The sequence below is a fragment of the Paenibacillus sp. J31R122 genome, assembly GCF_056269185.1.
In genome coordinates, this window is the sequence record NZ_JBWDNM010000002.1 from 249,337 (window position 1) to 269,193 (window position 19,857).

The window sequence follows — 19,857 nt, forward strand, 5'->3', positions numbered from 1 at the left end:
GCGCAGGTTGAACAAATAATATGACTTTTCATCATTTCACTTAATACCCCGAAAAATCAAAGGTGTTTCCCCAAAAAAATCATGCAGAAATACCCCAATAAATCGTGGGGGTATAGAGGGAAATAGAAGACTCCTGTAGCCTATTCGTAGAGAGAAGCGAAAGGTGCGGGGACGGGGAGTAAGTATATGGCAGTGGAGGCTTTTGAGAAAAAGGAACCAAAGGCAAGTGTGTAGTTGCCATCGAAATTGGATCCGTTCAAACCGTTAATTCGGGAATGGTTAGAGGAAGATCGGAAGAACCGTTATAAGCAGCGCCATACAGCTAAGCGAATCCATAACCGGCTTACCCAAGAGCGACCCGAATACGATGCTTCGTATCCCTTAGTCCAGCGATATGTGAAAAGCTTGCGAGATTATCATCATCAAGAAGGTAAATTAGAGCTGGAATGGCCGCTAGGCGAAGCACAAGAAGACTTTGGGGAAGCGGATTTCTACGACGGAAACGGCGGAGTGCGTGACGCATGGTTTGCAGGACATCTTCAGGCGAATTGGCGGAGTGCCCAGTCGGCTGGTGTTCGACAACGCGAGCGGAGTTGGCCGCAGAGTGAGTGAACAGGTTCGTATGGGATATTGAAAAATGAAATGAGTGATTGGTGGCTGCTGTCATGTGTAATTGTGGTTTGTCTTTTGAGTATGTGGATTGATATTAAACCTAGAAAAGAGCCAAATGAATTTTGAGAGATTAACATATACAAGTTCCTGATAATGAAAAGTATAAATACCTATTGGATTTTGGCGGGTATTTGTGTAGCAGTTGTATTATTACTCAACTATATTAGTAGAAATAAGCAAATGACATTGATTGAGTTTTCATATTATTATCCGGGTACTTTATTTCTTATTATCATAGTTCTTTCTTTGTTGGGTTCCCTTTTATTGTTTATTAACTTATGGCTTGATAGTAAGTATAGAGGAAGAAGGTAGTACAACTTCCGGTTCTACCCCCCGAATGGAGGAATTGCAACAGGATATGTGCAAGGCCGATTCCGCCCGGATGGGCGGTCATTTTTTATTCAGCCCCGGATTTCGGAGAGCACAAAATGTCCGGTGAACCGAGAAAAGCTTGATACGGCGTGGTTTTAGGGAATATCCGCCGACGACAACGATTGAACCTGTTCTGCCGCCCTGTTCCGGATTAAGCTGTTCGTAGCCGGCTAATCAGAACGAAGGGGGAGAGAACAATTCGAAGCGCAGGTTCGCTAGAAGCCGTTCCTGCTGCCATCAGGCGCGACAAACCGAGCCGTCTGATTTGGAAGGGGACCGACCAGTACAAGTTAAAATTCGGCGATAAAAAGTAGCGCTGCTGCATACTGGCTCGGAGAAATAGGCTCGCTTCGCCGGACGAAGGCCGAGCCGTTTCTTTCCAGGTTAAAGTAAGCGTTTTCTTTCATGTCGGAAATCGAAAACATATCGGAGGTTATAAGATGAAAAAGAGTAGATCTTCAACTATTTTCGTCCTCATTGCGGCTCTGTTGCTCGGCTTGTTTGCCCCATCGCCGTGGGGTGGCCTTCCGGCTGAAGCGGCCGGAGGCGCAAATATCGCGATGAATGCAACCGTTACGGCCAGTACATATGGGACGGAGGATACACCCGACAAAGCCGTGGACGGGATCAAGGACAGCAATACGAGCAGATGGAGCTCCAAATGGTACGCCATGCCTCCGGAAGGCACGCCGAAGCTCCCGCAATGGCTGCAGCTTGAATGGAGCGGTTCCGTTAGTATCGATCGAGTCCGGCTGTGGAGCGGAAATATGACCTCGCCGGGCTGGCAGCTCGTCGATTTCGAGATTCAATACTGGAACGGCTCCGGGTGGGAGACTGCAGCGGCAGTCACTGGCAATACGATGGACGGCAAGCTCGGGCAGTACAACGATTTGTCGTTTGTGCCCGTAGAGACGCAGAAGCTGCGCGTCTATGTTACGGACGGCAGCAGGTACGATACGATCGCGCGCATATTCGAAGTTGAAGTTTACGAGAGCGCAGGGGCTAGCACGGAGACCGTGCATATCGATACAAATGTCCGATACCAGACGATCGAAGGCTGGGGCGGCAATATTTATCCGCAGTTCCTGCCATTGTTTGCGGCAAACGATCCGAATTATATGAGCAAGATGCTCGACGAATTGAAAACGACAAATATACGCGTACGCAGTTATTGGTATTTGATGGAGCAGGCGAACGACGATGACGACCCGCAAGCCTTCGACTGGAGCGAATTCCAGGCCGGCGACAAAGGGGACGTGCATCAGGAGCTGCTCGCCTTGCAAATGCTTTACAACAGGGGCGTCAAGCTGACGCTCGGATCCTGGCGCTTTCCGAACTGGATGGTCGGCAAGCCGCCCGAATACAACTGGTCCGGCGCCCAAATGACGCTTCCGGCCGATATGGACGACGAATATGCGGAAAGCATGGCCAGCTATATGCTGTATGCGCGCGAGCATTATGGCGTAACCTTCGATTATGTTGCGGTCGCTAACGAGCCGAACGGCGGCGGCGTCTACATTAACGGCATTACGCCGGCTCGTTATGCGTCGCTAACGGAGAAGCTGAAACGGAAGCTGGAAGCGAACGGCTACTTTACGGAGTATTTGGCGGGGGATACGAACTCGGCGACCATTTCCGCCGCGCAGTATGTCGAGAGCGTCCTGTTCGAGGACGCTTATGCGAATCCGGAGGGCGAAAGACTTTTCGGCGGCATTTCTTTTCATGCTTACGAGCGTTCAGTCGCCGGGCTTCAGCGTTACGAGGAAGCGTCCCGCGCTTATGGCGTCAAGCTGCATGTCGGCGAACAGGAAGATCAGATCATCGTTACGGACAAAGACAAATGGTCGCGCGCCATGAAAAATGCGGTAGCCATCTATGATTCGCTGACATACAGCAAAGCAAATTTGCTGCAGTATTTCGCCTATTCCGCGACGGATAGCGGCGGCTTGGTCATATACAACTACAACGGCAGGACATGGTACCCGGTATACGATATGCTGAAGCATTTCTACGATGCTGCTCCTCCGGGCTCGGTCATGCTAGGATCGCAGCGCGATGCTTCGTCTGCAGCCGACCTGTACGTGACTGCGTTCGAGAAGCCGGACGGCAGAATGGAAATTGTTCTGATCAACAATTCCGCGACTGAAACGCGGCAAGTGAAGCTGACCGGAGTCGGCAGCCGCACGTTTGCCGTTCGCAGCAGCGGCGAATTTGCGCGGCATTCCGCGGGAGCCGACGCAGCTGGATCGTCTGCCGGGGAGGCGACGGTCACCATTGCGCCTTACAGCATCGTTTCGCTTTCGGAGAAGGAGGACGGGGAAGACGTTCAATCGCTTCGGCTTGAAGCTTCTTCCGCGCCGCTTATTAGAGGGGAGCGGGTTCAATTGTCGGCGGCGGCTGTATACGGGAACGGTGTGGAAAGAAACGTCACTGCAGACGTTCAATATACGAGCAGCGACAATGCCGTTGCCGCCGTATCACGCTACGGGCTTGTAACGGCTTTGAGCGCAGGGACGGCATCGATTACGGCATCCTATGGCGGGCAAACCGCCGTTTATGAATTGACCGTTCAGGCAGTCGGCGTGCGCTCGCTGCAGATTAGCGGACTTTCCTCTCCGATTGAGGCGGGCAGCGAGCATCAATTGACAGTTACGGCTCTTCTGTCCGACGGCACGACTCAGGATGTGACGGCGTTGGCCGAATATGCAAGCGGCAGTCCGCTTATCGCCGGCGTGGATGCTGCGGGTAAAGTAATCGGCTTGTCGGCCGGCTCGACGGTCATCACGGCAGCTTACGGACATTTGTCGGCGGCAGTTCCCGTAACGGTGCAGAGCGGTAATTCCGGCACAACTGCGGAATCGACGTTAACCGGCGCCGGGGCGGTAAGCCCGGGAGAAGAGTTTACGGTACGGTATGGGTTAAAGGGAGTAACGGATAGCGTATACGCTCAAGACATTATCGTAAATTACGATCCGGAATTGCTGAAATATGTGTCGGTTCAGCCTTTAAGGGATGGCATCGGCATTGTCAGAGCCGTTAAGCAAGCAGAAGGAAAGCTACGGATCTTTGTAGCGAGCCAGGGAACATGCTGCGGGTTTACCGGTGATGGCGACATAATCGCGATTACATTCAAAGCCAAAAACATTCAAGTGACGGATACAGCGAATATTACGGTATTGAAAGTAATGCTGGGCGATGCACAGGGAAAAGAAAGCGAGGCTTCTCCGGCCTCGATGGACATTCTCGTTGAACGGGTTATTCCTGGGGACGTAAACCGGGACGGCAAAGTGTCCGTCGGCGATTTGTCGATCGCTTCCTTTAACCTCGGCAAAGGCAACGGGGATCCGAATTTGAAGCCGGCCGACCTGGATGGAAATGGCGTGCTATCCTCCGCCGATTTGACGCTTCTTGCAAAGCTGATCATGGCGAATTGACGATAAAAGTAGAAACCAGCAGGACTTGCGTCCCGTGGTGTTTGAAATCGTATGCGGAACGAAAAAACCGTCCGAAAGCTTTAACTTTCGGACGGTTTTCTTTGCGTATCGGAAAGTTTATCTTGGAAGCGGCGTGGTAAACGCCAGCGTCAAAGACACCGGTAGGCTTTATCCTTGACGATTCAGAAAGTATCTCTCCGCTGATTGCTCTTCGTCTCGGCAATAGCACGGCTTCCTCAGAAGTCGTATTTTCCTATCAACTAAGACCAAAAGGAGGAGGGGCTCTATTCGCGTGTTCTTGGCAGCGCATCTGATGGCGGAAAAGTACCATCATGTTACTCATACAAAGTAAAAGGGCTGACATCAGATTTTAGTCGTAATTTTATTTATTTTTTGCGCTAATTGACTAGATTTAGGTTCTTAGAAATGGGGGTGGCTACCAATTCACTTCTCATAACCAACTACCCTCCCTTTAATTTCGGAAGCAGACAACGGCCCAAATAACTGACTATCTACGCTTCGCCACCAAGTATCGCCCAACACAAAAACATGGTTTTCAGGGACAGTAACCTCTTTCAGATTGGTATCAAAGAACTCCTTCAACGATTCCCCATTCAGCAGTTTGTCTTTGTTTTTTTCATAAGACGCACGATCCATGCCTTTAGATTGGGCTCTTCCATAAAACGTATCCAACAGCTTGCCGTCTACGTATATTTGGCCAAGTTCAATCTTCACTTTTTCTCCTGGTAGCCCTATTACTCTTGTTATATTAAACTCAGCTGGTTTCATTTTTGGATTTTTTTCATTCTTGAACGCAGGTGTTTTAAAATAAACAACGTCTCCACGTGAAAATGATTGATTTGTATAGAATTTCGGATCAACAACAATTGCCCCTACCACTGTGGAGTCATATTCGTGTTTACCTCTGTCCATGCTATCCGAAGGATTCTCAACAACTAGCATATTCGTAGTCGTGACAGCCTTCTCAGGCCTTTGTGGTGTCTGACCATCCGTGATAGAGCTGATCTTATCAATTCCCGTTGTCGGTTCTTTTGCACAGGCTGTCACAAAAATAATTAAAAATAAACAAATAACAAAATTTTCTAGCAATTTCATTTAGATTCATCCTCACCTAAATAGATTAATAGGGCCACTAACGACAAGCCGTTAATGACCCGTAATACCTTACTTAAGCTCGACTACTTTTCCTGCATGACGACCATCCGGAGATTCGAACATACCGCTATCGGCATTTACATCCACTTCCAGTGCGTTAACTTTAACTTCATGCACGATCTGACCTTCCACAATCAAAGTGCTCTGAAGTACCATCGTCTTATCCTCATTCAGAGTAATTTGGTTTATGACTGTCTTATTATCATTAACCTGATTCTTGACAAACATAGCTGCATCTTGATTTGCTACTTTTTTATTTTTGTCTAGCTTCAACGTCTGGTGATCGATATCATTAATGACCCGTCCCTCACCCTTCAATGCGTATTGGTAAATTTTAATAATTTAAGTTTATCATAGGTAGCTACTATCTAGGTAAAGAATTATTATAAATAAGTATACTCTTGAATTAATAAGAGGATGTTTATAAAATTATCCGGAAAAGGTTTGATTATACTTTAGGTAAGGAGAAATTACACCAATTGACTAAATCTAATTATAAATTTCCTGAAATAGAGACAGATAGATTGAAGCTTTCTACTTTGACATTAGATGACTCTGAAGCTGTTTTTAAGCATTTTTCGGATGAAAATGTTACAAAATTTATGGATATAAGTCCTTGTAAAGATTTAAACGAGGCTGAAGAAATAATTAGATTTCATATTGAAGATACGGGCTGCCGCTGGGGAATATTTAGTAAAACTGATTTTCAATTCATTGGAACTTGTGGTTTCCATTGCTGGATTCAAGGAGAACTACTGCCAAGAGCAGAAATTGGTTTTGATCTAGCTAAGGAACACTGGGGAAAAGGATATATGCAAGAAGCATTGAAACCTGTAATTGAATTTGGATTCAACCATATGGGTTTGAATATAATAGAGGCTACTGCGAAACAAGGAAATGATAGATCAATTAAGTTACTTGAAAAGCTTCATTTCGAAAAGGAACCTGAATTAAGAGATCAGCTATTATATTTTTACTTAAGTCGAGAACGCTGGGAACGTAATGAGCAATGAACCGATATTGTAGCATTTTACTGGGCTAAGACTTGATTTTGATTTAGGAGTAAATAGAACACGGACATACAGGTGTCTGTAATGGTTGCTTATAATAGTTATTGAGAACCGATAATAATTATTTTAGTAAGGAGTGACCAGCGTATGGTAATAGATAAAATAGTACAAGCTCACACACGACAAGATTGGCGAATTTGGCTAATCGACAATCATAGTACTGAAGATTATTGTTGGTTAGTATCAACTATAAATCATTCAGTCAATTATATAGATTTTGTTGAAGAAGCCCTTTGTTTTGGCTGGATTGATAGCACCAAAAAGAAATTGGATGATACTCAAACGGGACAACGATTTTCACCCAGGAGAAAAAGGAGTAACTGGACAGAGCTAAATAAAGAACGTGTTAGACGATTAGATAAATTAGGATTAATGACAGAAGCAGGAAGAAAAGTGTTGCCTGATATGAATGCCGAATCTTTTATAATTCATGAAGCTATCATGGAGGAATTGCGTAAAGATGAAGTACTTTATCAGAATTTTATAGCTTTGCCAGAACTGTATGTTAGAATCAAGATCGACAATATCCAGTCTGTGCAGAATGATGAAAAGCTGTATTATAATCGATTGACAAAGTTTATAGAACAAACCCGTATAAATATAATGTATGGACAATGGAATGATAATGGTCGTCTCTTAGAGTAGAGTCTCTACACAATAGGAGGAGTTACATGCAAGAGAATGTCTCGAAAATAAATGGAGTATGTCTCTGGCATACAACTCAAGGTCAGGGCATCCCTTTAGTGCTAATACATGGAGGTCCGGGAGCTTACGATTATCTAGAACCTGTAGATGACTTGCTAAATGATCGTTATCAGGTAATTCGATATGAGCAGCGAGGAAGCTGGAGGTCTGAGAAGAAAGGCCCCTATGATGTTGAGACATTTATTGAAGATCTGGAACAGCTAAGGATTCATTTAGGTTTGGACAGCTGGATTGTTTGTGGACATTCTTGGGGTGCGTCATTGGCTTTAGCATATGCGATCAAATATAGTTCAAGCGTTAAGGCATTAATTTATATGTCGGGAACAGGAGTTAATCCCGCCTGGCACAATGAATATCGGGCAAATAGACTCCAAAATATGAGTGTTGAAAATAGAGAAGAATACACTTATTTACGCTCAATAATAGGGAAATTAAGTGATGATGTTGAACATAAACGGACGAAAGACCGAATACGTGAGCTCAGTTTGAGAGCAGATATATATAATCAAGATAAATATGAAATGCTACCGCGAGTGGATGGTATGTTTGTAAACAATGAGGTCAATCAAAAAGTTGGAAAATATAGATTTCACAGAAGCTATTTCTAACTATACAGGCCCATCACTAATAATCCATGGTGATGTAGACCCTCGGCCATATAAGTACTCGAAGGAGCTTGCGAATGTATTACCTAACAGCGAGTTCAAGTTGATTCCTATAGCCGGACATTACCCATGGCTAGACAATCAGACTGCTTTAGGAGACATAATACATGATTTTCTATCGCGAAGAGTAAGCAAGGATAAAGATATTAGTTCGTGAAATTAGCGTAACTGTAAAAAATGGAGGCAGCAAACGTGATTACAATTGAGGATTTTATGAAGTTAGATATCCGTGTTGGTACAGTAATTAAAGCAGAGCCGTTTCCGGAAGCCCGAAAACCGGCAATAAAATTAGAAATAGATTTTGGAGAGTTTGGTATTAAACGCTCATCTGCTCAGATTACCCAAAGATATGAATCAGAAGAACTGGTTGGACGACAAGTCATCGCAGTAATGAATTTTCCAGTAAGAAGTATTGCAGGCTTTAAATCGGAGGTATTAGTAATCGGCGGTACACCAGAAGAAGGTGACGTGGTATTATTAAAACCAGATGAACCTGTTAAAAACGGTACACCTATTGCATGATGTGAAATAACACTTAATGAAGAAGGACCTCAAGGCGTAAACCGCCTTGAGGTCTCTTTTGCTTGAGAGGTAAAGATGTTAAATTTATTTATAATATAATATGAAAAGGCAGCTAATATTTTTATTGGCTGCCTTTTCCCGCTAAAGGGCTGGCACGCATAAATGAACAACTGAACGAACAACAAGGAAGAAATAGGGGATCATTTCTAAAGTTTACCTATTACATTTTTTGCTGTTGACGAGACCGAAAGTTATTTGATTAATGAATTAAAACAGATCGATAAAAGCTTAATGACGATAGTAGAAGATGTTAATCAATCCGCTGGAATTTTGCAAGACAATATGTCAATAAGCCAAGTGTTCGATAGTTCAAAGAAAACATCATTCAAGCGGTAGCTAACACTAGGTAAGCTCATATTATGTTCCAATGAAAGATTGAGGAACTCTTCATTGTCGAATTAGCTTCTATCACCGACTGAAGCAATTCGGTTAATATGAGTATTCTAATAAATCCACTACCGATATATCTGGAATTTTTGTTACTACTTAGGTCTCCTTAAATCCAGGGAGTTTTTTTTTGTGCTCAAAGAGACAGCTGCGGACGACCTGGAGAATTTGCAGAGCTCGGAAGATTAGGACACAAAAATCGGTCACAGGAGCGCAGACTCCGCATTCTTTGGATACAAAACGCATAATTCTTCAGTGGTCTCTCCGAATGGATCGTGGTTTTTTGTATGCCAATATGAAGAAATTTATTCCAGCCGATAATCGTCTGTTTTATTCCCGTCTTCCCATATCTCTACAAATAAGGCATCACAATTTTCAAAATCGGAAGGTTTAAACGCAAGCGCTTTTTCCTCATCCGTACCTACATATACATTTTCCATTCCGTCCTCGTTGAAAGATAAAATGACGTATATTTTCATGTTCACAAGCCCTCCAACAAATTGATACTTAACAGTATAACAAAATTCTCTTTTATGTGCCTGTTCATCAGCACTAAAATCGTATTTACAGAGAATTTAAATTAATCCTTCGGATTTAAATGAATTATTCTAACATACTCTCGTGGAAGATAAGGCGTATTATATTCCAACTTATTATGAGAATCATATGATGAAAACATATTATATTTTTTTGTCGACTGTGAATGCATATCAGTGCTATTCCTTTGCTGGCGAATAAAGTTATCCAATAACCATCCTGAAGCTATTATTAGTATAAAAATAATTAAACTTATCCCGGTTTTTTTTAATAGCATGAAGATCACTCCTTAATAAAGAGTAATCCCCTTCATTGTGCTATTTCATTCTTCGAGATGGTCAGGTTCGCCTTTATATTTCTAATCAATACGCTTCAAAAATGTTTGAAACATGATTTTCAACAAAATGAGATGAAAGATGAGTCCGATTCCAAACGCAGCAAATGATGCTAGTGTTTCTTCTGATAAACCAAGCAAATAACTTTTAGCAGGCCAAAACGTAGGGATCCACATCCCTAAATACTGCCATGGCACAGGTACAAATGCAGCAACTATGGGTCCAGTGAATAGCAATCCGCTAATTTTGGATAACGCTAAGCCTTCTACCTTATTCGTAGCGAAAGCAGCTAAAAAAAGAGCTAGGCAAGGCGCCTCAATTGTCAGTAATAGCAATATATATAAGCTTTCGATTTGGATCTCAGCAATTCCTGATACAAGAAAAAATAAACAGGTTAATAATAAGGACAGGACGCTTGGCAAAAACAATCGATAAACAAAATAACCTTTTCTTGTAAGAGGGGTTATGGTGTAATAAGCGATCATGTTCTCATCCCGCTCATCGAGAATGAGTAATCCTGCCATCGTCCCCGGTAGAAGAGGGATAATAAGCATTAGAAAGGCTGTAGTAAAGTCCGAATAATCCAATAGTGAGAAGGTGAATTGCTGCTCTAGCCAATTCGATAAGAGGGGAAAGATATAACGCGCAAAAGCAATTAAGGCGAGTGGTCCAAACAAGCTAGCCATAAGCATCGGGTCCATCCAAATTTGCCGCATATCATTTTTTAATAATACTTGAAACTTCATCATCATTTGCCTTCTCCTATATTCATCAGAATTTTACGCTTAAAGGACTGTTGAGTCCACCAATAAACAACAACGTTGCCAATTAATAAAATGATAATCGCATAAATGGTTTCTCCTACAGAGACACGGTGCATGATCGACTTTAAGAGTAAAAGAGTACCTTCCGTTGGGAAGATCAAGTAAAGAATTCTGTTCCCAATATTAAAGTAATCGAGTAAAGGAAGCGCAAGAGGCAGGGCATAAAGCTGCGATAAGAGAATAAAACCGTTAATTGAATGCGACCGAACGACTATTCCGATGGAGAGTAAAGTGAATAAGCTGGAAGTAAGTATAACCCCAATCGTAAAATGAAAAGGATATGCCGGTATGCCTATGGAGAAGCCATGAATGATCCAGGCGGCTAGGATGGAGAGTATGGACAAAGAAATCGCTTTAGCAAGCAAATATTCCCTTAAACGTATGGGGGTCACGAATAAGCTATCATGAATGCCCTGATCTTTCTCTAACAATACGATTCCTCCCGCCAACATTAACCCTAGCGCACTCGGATCAGAAAAGGTTAGCAATAATGTTACCGATTCTTTAAATTGTGCAGGAATAGTATTTAGTAATATGAGGTAGATCGAGCAAACAAAAATATAGACGATGTAGAACCGATGGCGCCATTGGAAGCGAATATCGTGCATGACTGTCATGAGTAGTCTCATATTAAGGTTCTCCCTGTTACATCAATAAAGATTTGCTCAAGGGTGGCTTCTAATGAATGTATTGTTTCTACCCGTTCATTACGCAGTAGGTTTATAAACGTATGGTTCTCAGCCAATCCACGCATTGGAAAATGTTCCGTAATAAGTACGTGATCTTTCAAGTATTCAACACGTATTTTTTTTTGGCCATGTCGCAGTTTTAATTCTCTAGGTGAGTCAATGAGCTTTATCTGACCATCTACAATGAATGCTACACGGTCACAAAGCTCTTCCGCTGCTTGCATATTATGTGTTGTGATTACAATAGTTGTACCTGCAGTTTTTTCTTTCAAAATTAACTCTTTCATTCGTTTGGAGTTAACAGGATCTAGTCCGGAAGTTGGTTCGTCGAGAAATAAAATATTAGGATGATGGAGCAACGAACGGCAAAAGTTCAGTCTCATTTTCATTCCCTTAGAAAGCTGAGACACCTTCATGTGCGCAGCATCCTCAAGTCCTACTTGTTCCAATAGGCACATTGGATCTTGCGTTTTGCTTTTATAAAGGGAACGAAACATATTCAGATTCTCAAGAGCTGTAAATTTACTATAGAAATTAGGGAACTCAAATGCGACACCGATTCGTTCATAATAATCAGGACCAGTACTCTTAATTTCATTTCCTAGAACCTTTACGCTGCCAGTATAGTTTTTGAGGGATCCGATAACAATTTTTTGAGTTGTGCTTTTTCCAGCTCCAGATGGTCCAAGAAAACCAAAAACTTCCCCAGAGGAAATGGAGAAATCGATGCCGTGAAGTACTGTCTTCGCTGTCCCAGGATAAGCGTACCGCAGTTGATCAACCTCAATTATCATCAATGCTCACCCCTTTACCACTCTTTGCTAGCATTCCTTCCGAGATCAAATCAAACATAAATTCGATCGTATCCGTATAAATATTCGCACCAATCTCTTTTTGATGTAAAGAAAGGAGCACAAGCGATCTAATCATACTGACAATCAGCTCAGGTCGTGTATGTATAAGAATGCCTGCTGACTGCCAATGTTGAATAACCGGCAGCATAGCATCCGTATCCTCCGTGAAATTGCGATCCAGCAGCTCTTGCGGCAGCTTTCGGATGAGCTGCGAAATTTCACCTTCCAAATACATTTGTCGGATCAATGGGCTTTCGCCTAATAAACGAAATGATTCAAGCAGGAATTGTCGAATGCTCTCTTTGGTCACAATGTCTGTGTCATTCAGAGAAGCGAGAAGTCGATTTCGTATAATGGCCTCTTCCTCGAGCAGAATGTGATAGAATAGCTCTTCCTTCGATCCGAAGAACTTATAGAAGGTGCCTTGTGCGATTCCGGAAGCTTTCGTTAAATCCTCCACACTTGTTTTTTTTAACCCTACAGCTTCAAAGCTTCGTTTACCTTCTTCGAACAATTTTTGGCTGATCCACTGTTTTTCTTGCTCGTTGAATTTTTTAGGCATCGAATAAACTCCTTTTCTTTTAATATTTATGTGAATGATTTTATTTTATATTCACCATAATCGAACATAGAATGTTTTGTCAAATAAATTCAAGGTATCAATGACTGAAACTTTCACCGCAAGAACAGTAATTATGCGATAATGCTTTAAGCAGCTATGAGAAATGGAGTGAGGTAGTTTTGGATAGAAAGCTTATTTTTTTTGATATAGATGGAACTTTAGTTGATCATGATAAGAAAATTCCTGCATCCACGAAGCAGGCGATAACTGATTTAAAAAAAGCTGGACATGAAGTAGTTATCGCAACCGGTCGAGGGCCATTCATGTTAAAGGAAGTTAGCGAAGCTCTGGGTATTGAATCCTATGTTAGCTTTAATGGCTCTTATGTATGTTACAAGGGAGAGGTGCTTTACAGTCATGCCATTGATCCCGATCGTCTGGAAGAGCTTACACAGATCTCTGTCAATAATCATCATCCTTTGGTGTTTATGACGCCTGATGAAATGCGCACAAGCACGGGGCTGAATGCTTATGTGGAAGCAGATTGTGAATCCTTGAAAGCCAAGCTGCCTGAAATAGATCATGATTATCATAAAGGCCGTGAAATATATCAGTGTCTGCTCTTTTGTAAAAAAGAGGATGAGAGCTGCTACAAAGATAATTTCTCTGAATTTGGTTTTATTCGTTGGCATGATTATGGAAGTGACGTGCTTCCACCAGGCGGATCGAAAGCAAGAGGAATTCAAGCGCTTATCGAGCGTACAGGCTTTAAGGAAGAAGATATATATGCATTTGGCGATGGGATCAATGATCTTGAGATGCTTCAATGTGTATACCATAGTGTTGCGATGGGGAATTCACCTGATGTTGTCAAACAAGTCGCGCGTTATGTCACTAAGGATGTAACTGAGGACGGCATTCTATATGGGCTTAAAATGGTCGGATTACTTTAGCGTTTTTATACAGCAAGCGTGCTGTCTGGTAAAGTTCTTTTATAGATATTCTTGCACTTTCGCTCATCCATGAAATGGAAGTACAATGTAGAAGTCGGGCCGACGAAATAATTGGAAAGGAGTTGATCGATTTGATTACAAACCATGAGGTGATCTCCGTTTAAGACGGAGACCATTTTACCCGGGAGGCCGTAAGGCCTCCCCTTAAAAAAATCCTAACCCACATGTTTATAAATAATAGGGAATTTATTGAAATATATCTTGTAAACAGTAAGTGCTTTCATTATGATAAGTAAATGGTACATCAAACCAATAGACAATAGTCCGTTTGTGTTTGAGGGGAAACCTGTGGAGGAAAAGCCATCCACGGTTTTTTTAGTTTCAGTATCCAAATAATCCAAAAGTTCAAAAACTAAGAAGGAGGTAGGAAAAATGATAACAGCTCCAACTTCAACATCGCAAGCAAGTTCTATCCTATTTGAGGAGGATTTTTATCGTGAACTACAAAAATGGAAGAGATGTTCTTCCCCCTAGCTTATTGAAAGAGCTGCAGCAATATATACAAGGTGATTTAATTTATATTCCAAAGCCAACTAATCAACGGGCCCACTGGGGTGAGGTTAGCGGTACGAGAAAGATGCTGGCAGATAGGAATCAGGAAATCTGTAGATTTTATGCTAACGGGTGGACCGTCTCCGAACTGGAGAACAAGTACCACTTATCTGTAGAAAGCATTCGCAAAATTGTTGTGAAAGCTAGAGTTCTTAGTTAATAATGAAGAATAATGATAAATCCCTATTTGGTTATCGGTGTCTTACGTTCATGCTCATATGAGCATAAGACACTGTGTGCCGAAAGGGATTTTTTTAAAATATAAGAACTATAAGTTTTACCTCATCCAACTAGAACATATGCCCATCATTCCAAGAGGTTAACAATTTAAAAAGTTCTTGTTTAGGAAGGTTTGAGCATGGTTAAAGGATGGTAAAAATCTTTACAAAATATTTAATGGTTTCTGTAGCCTTTTTGTAACTTAATTTGGCCCTCATTCGTTATATTATATAAGTAGGCGGAATAAGAATAGAGACCAGACTGAAGGGGCGTAAGAGCGATGAAAAAATATACGATGGTTGCAGTTGTCACTATTGCTTGTCTGAGCGCGTTTAGCTTTGCACTGGCGGGGAGCCGCGAATATAAACCCGTTAATATTACGCCAAATGTAGAAACAGGGTATATCGAGAATGTTGAGCAGAAGGGTAATCATTATGTATTGTCCGTAGACAAAATCGATTGGTATGAAGGAGATCTGGCGAACCAGAAGTTTCTTGAGATCGAAGGAGATTCTGAGCTGGATGGTCCACCTGATGGATACTACATTGTTAATGATGACAGCAAAATAGAATCTTTGCCTATAGCTGACGATGCTATCGTTCTTATGCAAATTTATAATAGAACTGGCAATATACTAGAAGCAGACTTCGAATGGGATGAACAAATTTCACTTGAAAAGTTCGTAGAGATCATTCAAATCGAGGATGACCTTCAACTTAAAAGTTTCCCTTACCATCTAACGGTGAAGAATGGAGTTATAACCCGTATCGTGCAGCAATATGTTCCTTAAGCTTAAAGTCGCAGTTAATGCGGCTTTTTTTTTGTTTAAAGACTTGTTTCTTGACTGTTGCGAAAATTACTGTAGCATCGACAGAGAGAGTAATACAAATGTGATTATTCTACACAATGATTATAGAATTTAGAGGTGTAAACCGTGAGTGTAATTCGAATGGAAAATGTAACGCAAAAGTATGGTGACACACTGATTTTTCGAGATATTTATTTTCGGGTAAGTAATGGGGAGCGAATCGGTCTCATTGGTCGGAACGGTGCTGGGAAATCAACCGTGTTCAAATTGATTATCGGAAGAGAAGAACCAACAGCTGGGAAGGTGGAAGTAGATCCGCAGCTTAAGGTGAGCTACTTCTCTCAATTTTCAGAGCTTTCTGGTACAAACTCCGTCCAACAGGAGCTTGAATTGTGCTTCGAGCATATCTCGATTATCGAACGAGAGCTGAAGGAGATGGAGGATAAGCTCAGTCAAGCAGATGACAATGAGTTAAATAAGCTGTTGGAGCGGCAAGCAGAGCTATTTGAACAGATGGAATATTTGGATGGCTGGAATGTCTCGGTCGACATCGACACCGTCTTAACGAAGCTGGGTTTTGACAATCATTCGCGGAATCAGCCAGTCGATGAGCTATCTGGAGGCTGGAGAAACCGCGCGGCGCTTGCCAAAATGCTTATTGAACTCCCTGACATCGTGTTGTTAGATGAGCCGACTAACTTTTTAGATCTAGATGGTTTAGTCTGGCTGGAGCAATGGCTGCACCGATTCAAAGGTACCATGATTCTGGTATCCCACGATCGTCAGTTTATTGATAGGGTCGTTACGCGTACGATAGAGATCGAAAACTATCATTTTCAGGAATATGACGGAAACTATACCGATTACATTCGAAAGAAGAAGCTGCGCAAGAAGGAGCTTGACCGTCAATTCGAGTGGGAGGAAGAGCTTCTTATTATGGAAGCGGAAGAGATCGATACCCGATCACAAAAGAAATCCTCAAAGGATCGGTTGTCCCGTAAGCTTGCTGACATGAAGAAACGTGTGGAGCCGCATCCGGTTAATGTACTCATTACTGATATTTATCAGAATCTGCATTTTCCGGACAACCTTTGCCAAGTAAGCAAAATCAGTAAGGGATTTGGAGACCTTTCTATATTTGAAGAGATCTCCTTTGACATTCAGAAGGAAGATCGGATTGCCATTATTGGTCCCAATGGTAGCGGTAAATCTACTCTAATCAAGGTTCTTACAGGTCAAGAGCAGCCTGATTCAGGTGACGTATTGTTCGGGAAAGGAGTCAGCTACGCCTATTTTAATCGTATGTGGGACGAGCTCGACCTGAATGATACGGTTAGCCATGCTGTAAATATATATGGGCTAGGACTGGACGCACCGCGCAAGAAAGTAAACAAGTTCCTATCGATGCTGCAGTTCTCGGAAGTGGACTTAAGTAAAGTAATCGGAAACCTATCGGGCGGACAGCAAGCGCGTGTTGCCTTGGCGAAATGCCTTCTTTCTGGTGCCGCTGTTATCATATTAGATGAACCTACGAACCATCTTGATCTGACAAGCATTCAGGTAATGGAGCAAGCTTTGATTCATTTTCCGGGAGCGGTGGTTACGGTAAGTCATGATCGGTTTTTCATAGACAAGATCGCGACGAAGCTGCTTAAGTTTGAGCCTGGCAAAGGAATCATCCAGCAGAACTTATAGGGCAAGCATAAACGGCTGGTGCCGTCCTCTGGCGGCATAAGCTCGTTTCGCGGTGAAATATAGGCGAAGTATAAGCCTGAAACTTATACTTTCCTATATTTTAAGAAGAAACGACTACGTCGACCTTTGAAACAATAGTGTTCGTATTAGAATTATTGTTAATCACATTAATATTAAATAACATAAACGTATTTCCTTAACATAGGGGAATACGTTTTTTCATTGTTGCCTTATTTGAAAGAGGCTAATAATTTCCGTACATTCAGTTATTTTTAATATGGCTGCACTCATATAATACGCTAAACGCGGAAACCGTCGAACTTTGTCCACTTTGTACCAGAGGAGGAGGGAGATGCTTTTTTCTATATCCAAGGAGTTAGAGCTGACTCGTTCACTCATACGGGATTTTGCCGGGAGGGAAGTCGCTATTCATGCCAATGATCGGGATGAGGAGGAGCGTTTTGACCACAGTCTCTTTTTGAGAATGGCAGCTTTAGGCTTTGCAGGTGTACTTTTTCCTGAGAATTACGGCGGTGCAGAAAGCGACTTATTAACATATACCCTCCTAATTGAAGAACTATCTAAGGTATGCGCATCGACGGCTGCCGTCTTAGCTGCTCATATTGTTTATGCAACGTGGCCGATTTACAAATTCGGAAGCGAGGAGCAAAAGAAGGGAACACTTGTGCAAGCGGCACAGGGAACAAGGCTTGGCGGATGCTGTTTTCCTAATATTGATACCATTAATTCTGATAAATCGAAGATAGATAACGGAATAACTGCTCATACCGTTGGAGACGAGTATATTTTGAATGGCGCTCATTCACTTGTTATTAACGCGGGAGCAGCGGATTATTATGTCATTTATGCAGAACTGCAAGGGTCTAAACGAAAGGGGGCCAGCAGTGCTTTTCTAATCGAAAGTGATGTGCCAGGACTGACTATTACGACAAAAACGAGCAAGCTGGGGCTGCGCTCCCTAATGACAGGAGAAATGACACTTGAAAATTGTAAGCTGTTAGAAAGGAATAGATTAGGAAAAGAGGGACAGGGACAAGAGATTATTAGATCGTTCGTTGATATAGGTTACATTAGCGCGGCGGCACAAGCGGTCGGTCTTGCACAAGGGGCGTTGGATGCGGTCACAGCTTATGCGAAGGAACGCCAGCAATTTGGCATACAAATCGGACGTAACCAGGGTATTTCGTTTAAGCTAGCCGATATGTCAGCTAAGATTGATGCCGCAAGGCTGCTCAGCTATCAGGCCGCATGGCGCGGGGATGAGGGCTTATCCTTCAGTAAGGAGGCTGCTATAGCAAGAAAGTACGCCGCTGACATGGCAGTGTCAGTCACCATAGATGCTGTCCAAGTGTTTGGCGGATACGGATATATGCGTGAATATCGTATGGAGCGTTTGATGAGGGATGCCAAGTGCTTGCAAACTGAACTCGGAACTGGAGGCTTGAAATCGGACTTCATTTCACGCATCTTGATGACTTAGGAGGTTGAATGAAAGATGCGCGAGTCGGTCATCGTTGGAGGTGCAAGAACTGCTTTCGGTAAATTCGGAGGAATGTTCAAGGATGTAAAAGCTGTTGAACTCGGTGCCGCCGCAATGAATGGTGCAATCAAGAAGGCTGCGATAGATGCAGCAAGCATAGAAGGTGTCATTATGGGCATGGCTCTTCAGGCAGGAGCTGGTCAGCTGCCTTCTCGGCAAGCAACAAGGCTGGCTGGTCTTGATTGGAGCATGCCGTCGGAAACGATTAATAAAGTATGCGCCTCCGGGATTCGGGCGATTACATTAGCGGACCAAATCATTCGATCCTCCGATGCCAATATACTACTTGCGGGTGGAATGGAGAGTATGAGCAATGCTCCATATGCCTTCCCTAATGCAAGGTGGGGCAATCGAATGGGGAATGCGGAGCTTACCGATCTCATGCTACATGATGGCTTACAATGTGCATTTGCTCATGTTCCAATGATTGAACATGGCAGTCGTGTGGCAGCGGAGTATGGAATCAGTAGAGAAGCTCAGGATGAATGGGCGCTGCGGAGTCATTCATTAGCGTGTTCCGCCATACAGAAGGGGCTGTTTTCCGATGAAATTGTTCCATACACTACTACTTCATCGCTTATTGAACAAGATGAATGCCCGCGAGCGGATACGAATGCCGATAAGCTTGCCAACCTTCGTCCAATCGGGGAGACAGGAAGCACGATAACGGCGGGAAATGCTCCAGGTGTAAATGATGGCGCCGCCGTAATGGTGGTCATGTCGAGCGATGAGGCGGCTATAAGAGGCATAAGGCCGATGGCGCGAATTATCGGTCATGCGGCTATCGGGACAGATGCTCCTTATATTGCCACAGCACCGGCGCTTGCGATCCGAAAGCTAATACAGCAAGAAGGAATTAATCTCGCTGATATTCAATTATTCGAAGTCAATGAAGCATTTGCGGCTGTTATTCTAACCTGCGAGAAGATACTAGGATGGGATCCGAAGAGGGTTAACGTAAATGGAGGAGCCATAGCGCTAGGGCATCCACTTGGTGCAAGTGGAGCGAGAATCGTGCTTACGTTAATACATGAGCTAATGAGACGAGGCGGAGGACTTGGTATTGCCGCGATCTGCAGCGGCGGAGCACAGGGAGATGCTCTATTAATTCGGGTGGATGGTTAAGCTGGCTGGAGACTGAGGTG

The 19,857-nt window shown here is 43.1% G+C and carries 20 protein-coding genes; 12 read left to right on the forward strand and 8 right to left on the reverse strand.

Features of this window, described 5'->3' with window-relative positions:
- Positions 1–234 precede the first annotated feature (234 nt).
- Positions 235–612, forward strand: coding sequence for a hypothetical protein (locus tag AC0YN7_RS04260; protein ID WP_475808712.1), 378 nt, complete (start codon positions 235–237; stop codon positions 610–612).
- Between the two features lie 872 nt (positions 613–1,484).
- Complete coding sequence (locus tag AC0YN7_RS04265) at positions 1,485–4,478, forward strand: cohesin domain-containing protein (protein WP_475808713.1); 2,994 nt, start codon at positions 1,485–1,487, stop codon at positions 4,476–4,478.
- Here AC0YN7_RS04265 and AC0YN7_RS04270 read toward each other — a convergent pair.
- The 3 genes from AC0YN7_RS04270 to AC0YN7_RS04280 form a co-directional block, all read right to left on the reverse strand.
- Entirely contained in the window at positions 4,465–4,701 is a 237-nt protein-coding gene (locus AC0YN7_RS04270; protein WP_475808714.1) for a hypothetical protein, read from the reverse strand. The genes AC0YN7_RS04265 and AC0YN7_RS04270 overlap by 14 nt on opposite strands.
- A gap of 221 nt (positions 4,702–4,922) precedes the next feature.
- Positions 4,923–5,594 carry a signal peptidase I gene (lepB, locus tag AC0YN7_RS04275; protein ID WP_475808715.1) on the reverse strand — a complete coding sequence of 224 codons (672 nt, stop codon included), beginning with the start codon at positions 5,592–5,594 and terminating at the stop codon, positions 4,923–4,925.
- Positions 5,595–5,663: 69 nt separating this feature from the next.
- Positions 5,664–5,927 carry a hypothetical protein gene (locus AC0YN7_RS04280; RefSeq protein ID WP_475808716.1) on the reverse strand — a complete coding sequence of 88 codons (264 nt, stop codon included), beginning with the start codon at positions 5,925–5,927 and terminating at the stop codon, positions 5,664–5,666.
- A gap of 206 nt (positions 5,928–6,133) precedes the next feature.
- Between AC0YN7_RS04280 and AC0YN7_RS04285 the strand changes: the two genes are divergently transcribed.
- From AC0YN7_RS04285 to csaA, 4 genes are all read left to right on the forward strand, one after another.
- Positions 6,134–6,667, forward strand: a complete 534-nt coding sequence (locus AC0YN7_RS04285; RefSeq protein WP_475808717.1) for a GNAT family N-acetyltransferase — start codon at positions 6,134–6,136, stop codon at positions 6,665–6,667.
- A 144-nt stretch (positions 6,668–6,811) separates the two neighbouring features.
- Positions 6,812–7,369, forward strand: a complete 558-nt coding sequence (locus tag AC0YN7_RS04290; protein ID WP_475808718.1) for a YdeI/OmpD-associated family protein — start codon at positions 6,812–6,814, stop codon at positions 7,367–7,369.
- Positions 7,370–7,395: 26 nt separating this feature from the next.
- Entirely contained in the window at positions 7,396–8,037 is a 642-nt protein-coding gene (locus AC0YN7_RS04295) for an alpha/beta fold hydrolase (protein WP_475808719.1), read from the forward strand.
- Between the two features lie 249 nt (positions 8,038–8,286).
- Positions 8,287–8,616, forward strand: a complete 330-nt coding sequence (gene csaA, locus AC0YN7_RS04300; protein WP_475808720.1) for a chaperone CsaA — start codon at positions 8,287–8,289, stop codon at positions 8,614–8,616.
- Positions 8,617–9,368: 752 nt separating this feature from the next.
- Here the strand turns inward: csaA and AC0YN7_RS04305 are convergent.
- The 5 genes from AC0YN7_RS04305 to AC0YN7_RS04325 all read right to left on the reverse strand — a co-directional run bounded on the left by AC0YN7_RS04305 (position 9,369) and on the right by AC0YN7_RS04325 (position 12,864).
- Positions 9,369–9,542, reverse strand: coding sequence for a hypothetical protein (locus AC0YN7_RS04305; RefSeq protein WP_475808721.1), 174 nt, complete (start codon positions 9,540–9,542; stop codon positions 9,369–9,371).
- A gap of 416 nt (positions 9,543–9,958) precedes the next feature.
- The gene (locus AC0YN7_RS04310) at positions 9,959–10,687 is read right to left on the reverse strand and encodes a hypothetical protein (protein WP_475808722.1); all 729 of its coding nucleotides are present in this window, start codon (positions 10,685–10,687) and stop codon (positions 9,959–9,961) included.
- On the reverse strand, positions 10,684–11,388 hold the full coding sequence (locus AC0YN7_RS04315; RefSeq protein WP_475808723.1) for a fluoroquinolone export ABC transporter permease subunit: 705 nt from the start codon (positions 11,386–11,388) through the stop codon (positions 10,684–10,686). The genes AC0YN7_RS04310 and AC0YN7_RS04315 overlap by 4 nt, the downstream gene beginning before the upstream one ends.
- Positions 11,385–12,239: an ABC transporter ATP-binding protein gene (locus AC0YN7_RS04320; protein ID WP_475809106.1), complete on the reverse strand. Its 855-nt coding sequence runs from the start codon at positions 12,237–12,239 to the stop codon at positions 11,385–11,387. The genes AC0YN7_RS04315 and AC0YN7_RS04320 overlap by 4 nt, the downstream gene beginning before the upstream one ends.
- Entirely contained in the window at positions 12,232–12,864 is a 633-nt protein-coding gene (locus tag AC0YN7_RS04325) for a TetR/AcrR family transcriptional regulator (protein ID WP_475808724.1), read from the reverse strand. Before AC0YN7_RS04325 ends, AC0YN7_RS04320 begins: the two co-directional genes overlap by 8 nt.
- A gap of 179 nt (positions 12,865–13,043) precedes the next feature.
- Between AC0YN7_RS04325 and AC0YN7_RS04330 the strand changes: the two genes are divergently transcribed.
- From AC0YN7_RS04330 to AC0YN7_RS04355, 6 genes are all read left to right on the forward strand, one after another.
- A complete protein-coding gene (locus tag AC0YN7_RS04330) occupies positions 13,044–13,817 on the forward strand; it encodes a Cof-type HAD-IIB family hydrolase (RefSeq protein WP_475808725.1) in 774 nt (257 codons plus the stop codon).
- A 496-nt stretch (positions 13,818–14,313) separates the two neighbouring features.
- Positions 14,314–14,589: a CD3324 family protein gene (locus AC0YN7_RS04335; protein WP_475808726.1), complete on the forward strand. Its 276-nt coding sequence runs from the start codon at positions 14,314–14,316 to the stop codon at positions 14,587–14,589.
- Between the two features lie 339 nt (positions 14,590–14,928).
- Positions 14,929–15,438: a hypothetical protein gene (locus tag AC0YN7_RS04340; protein ID WP_475808727.1), complete on the forward strand. Its 510-nt coding sequence runs from the start codon at positions 14,929–14,931 to the stop codon at positions 15,436–15,438.
- A gap of 144 nt (positions 15,439–15,582) precedes the next feature.
- Positions 15,583–17,151, forward strand: a complete 1,569-nt coding sequence (locus AC0YN7_RS04345; RefSeq protein WP_475808728.1) for an ABC-F family ATP-binding cassette domain-containing protein — start codon at positions 15,583–15,585, stop codon at positions 17,149–17,151.
- 352 nt (positions 17,152–17,503) lie between these two features.
- A complete protein-coding gene (locus AC0YN7_RS04350; RefSeq protein ID WP_475808729.1) occupies positions 17,504–18,652 on the forward strand; it encodes an acyl-CoA dehydrogenase family protein in 1,149 nt (382 codons plus the stop codon).
- A 15-nt stretch (positions 18,653–18,667) separates the two neighbouring features.
- The gene (locus AC0YN7_RS04355) at positions 18,668–19,837 is read left to right on the forward strand and encodes an acetyl-CoA C-acetyltransferase (RefSeq protein WP_475808730.1); all 1,170 of its coding nucleotides are present in this window, start codon (positions 18,668–18,670) and stop codon (positions 19,835–19,837) included.
- The last annotated feature ends 20 nt before the right edge of the window (positions 19,838–19,857 follow it).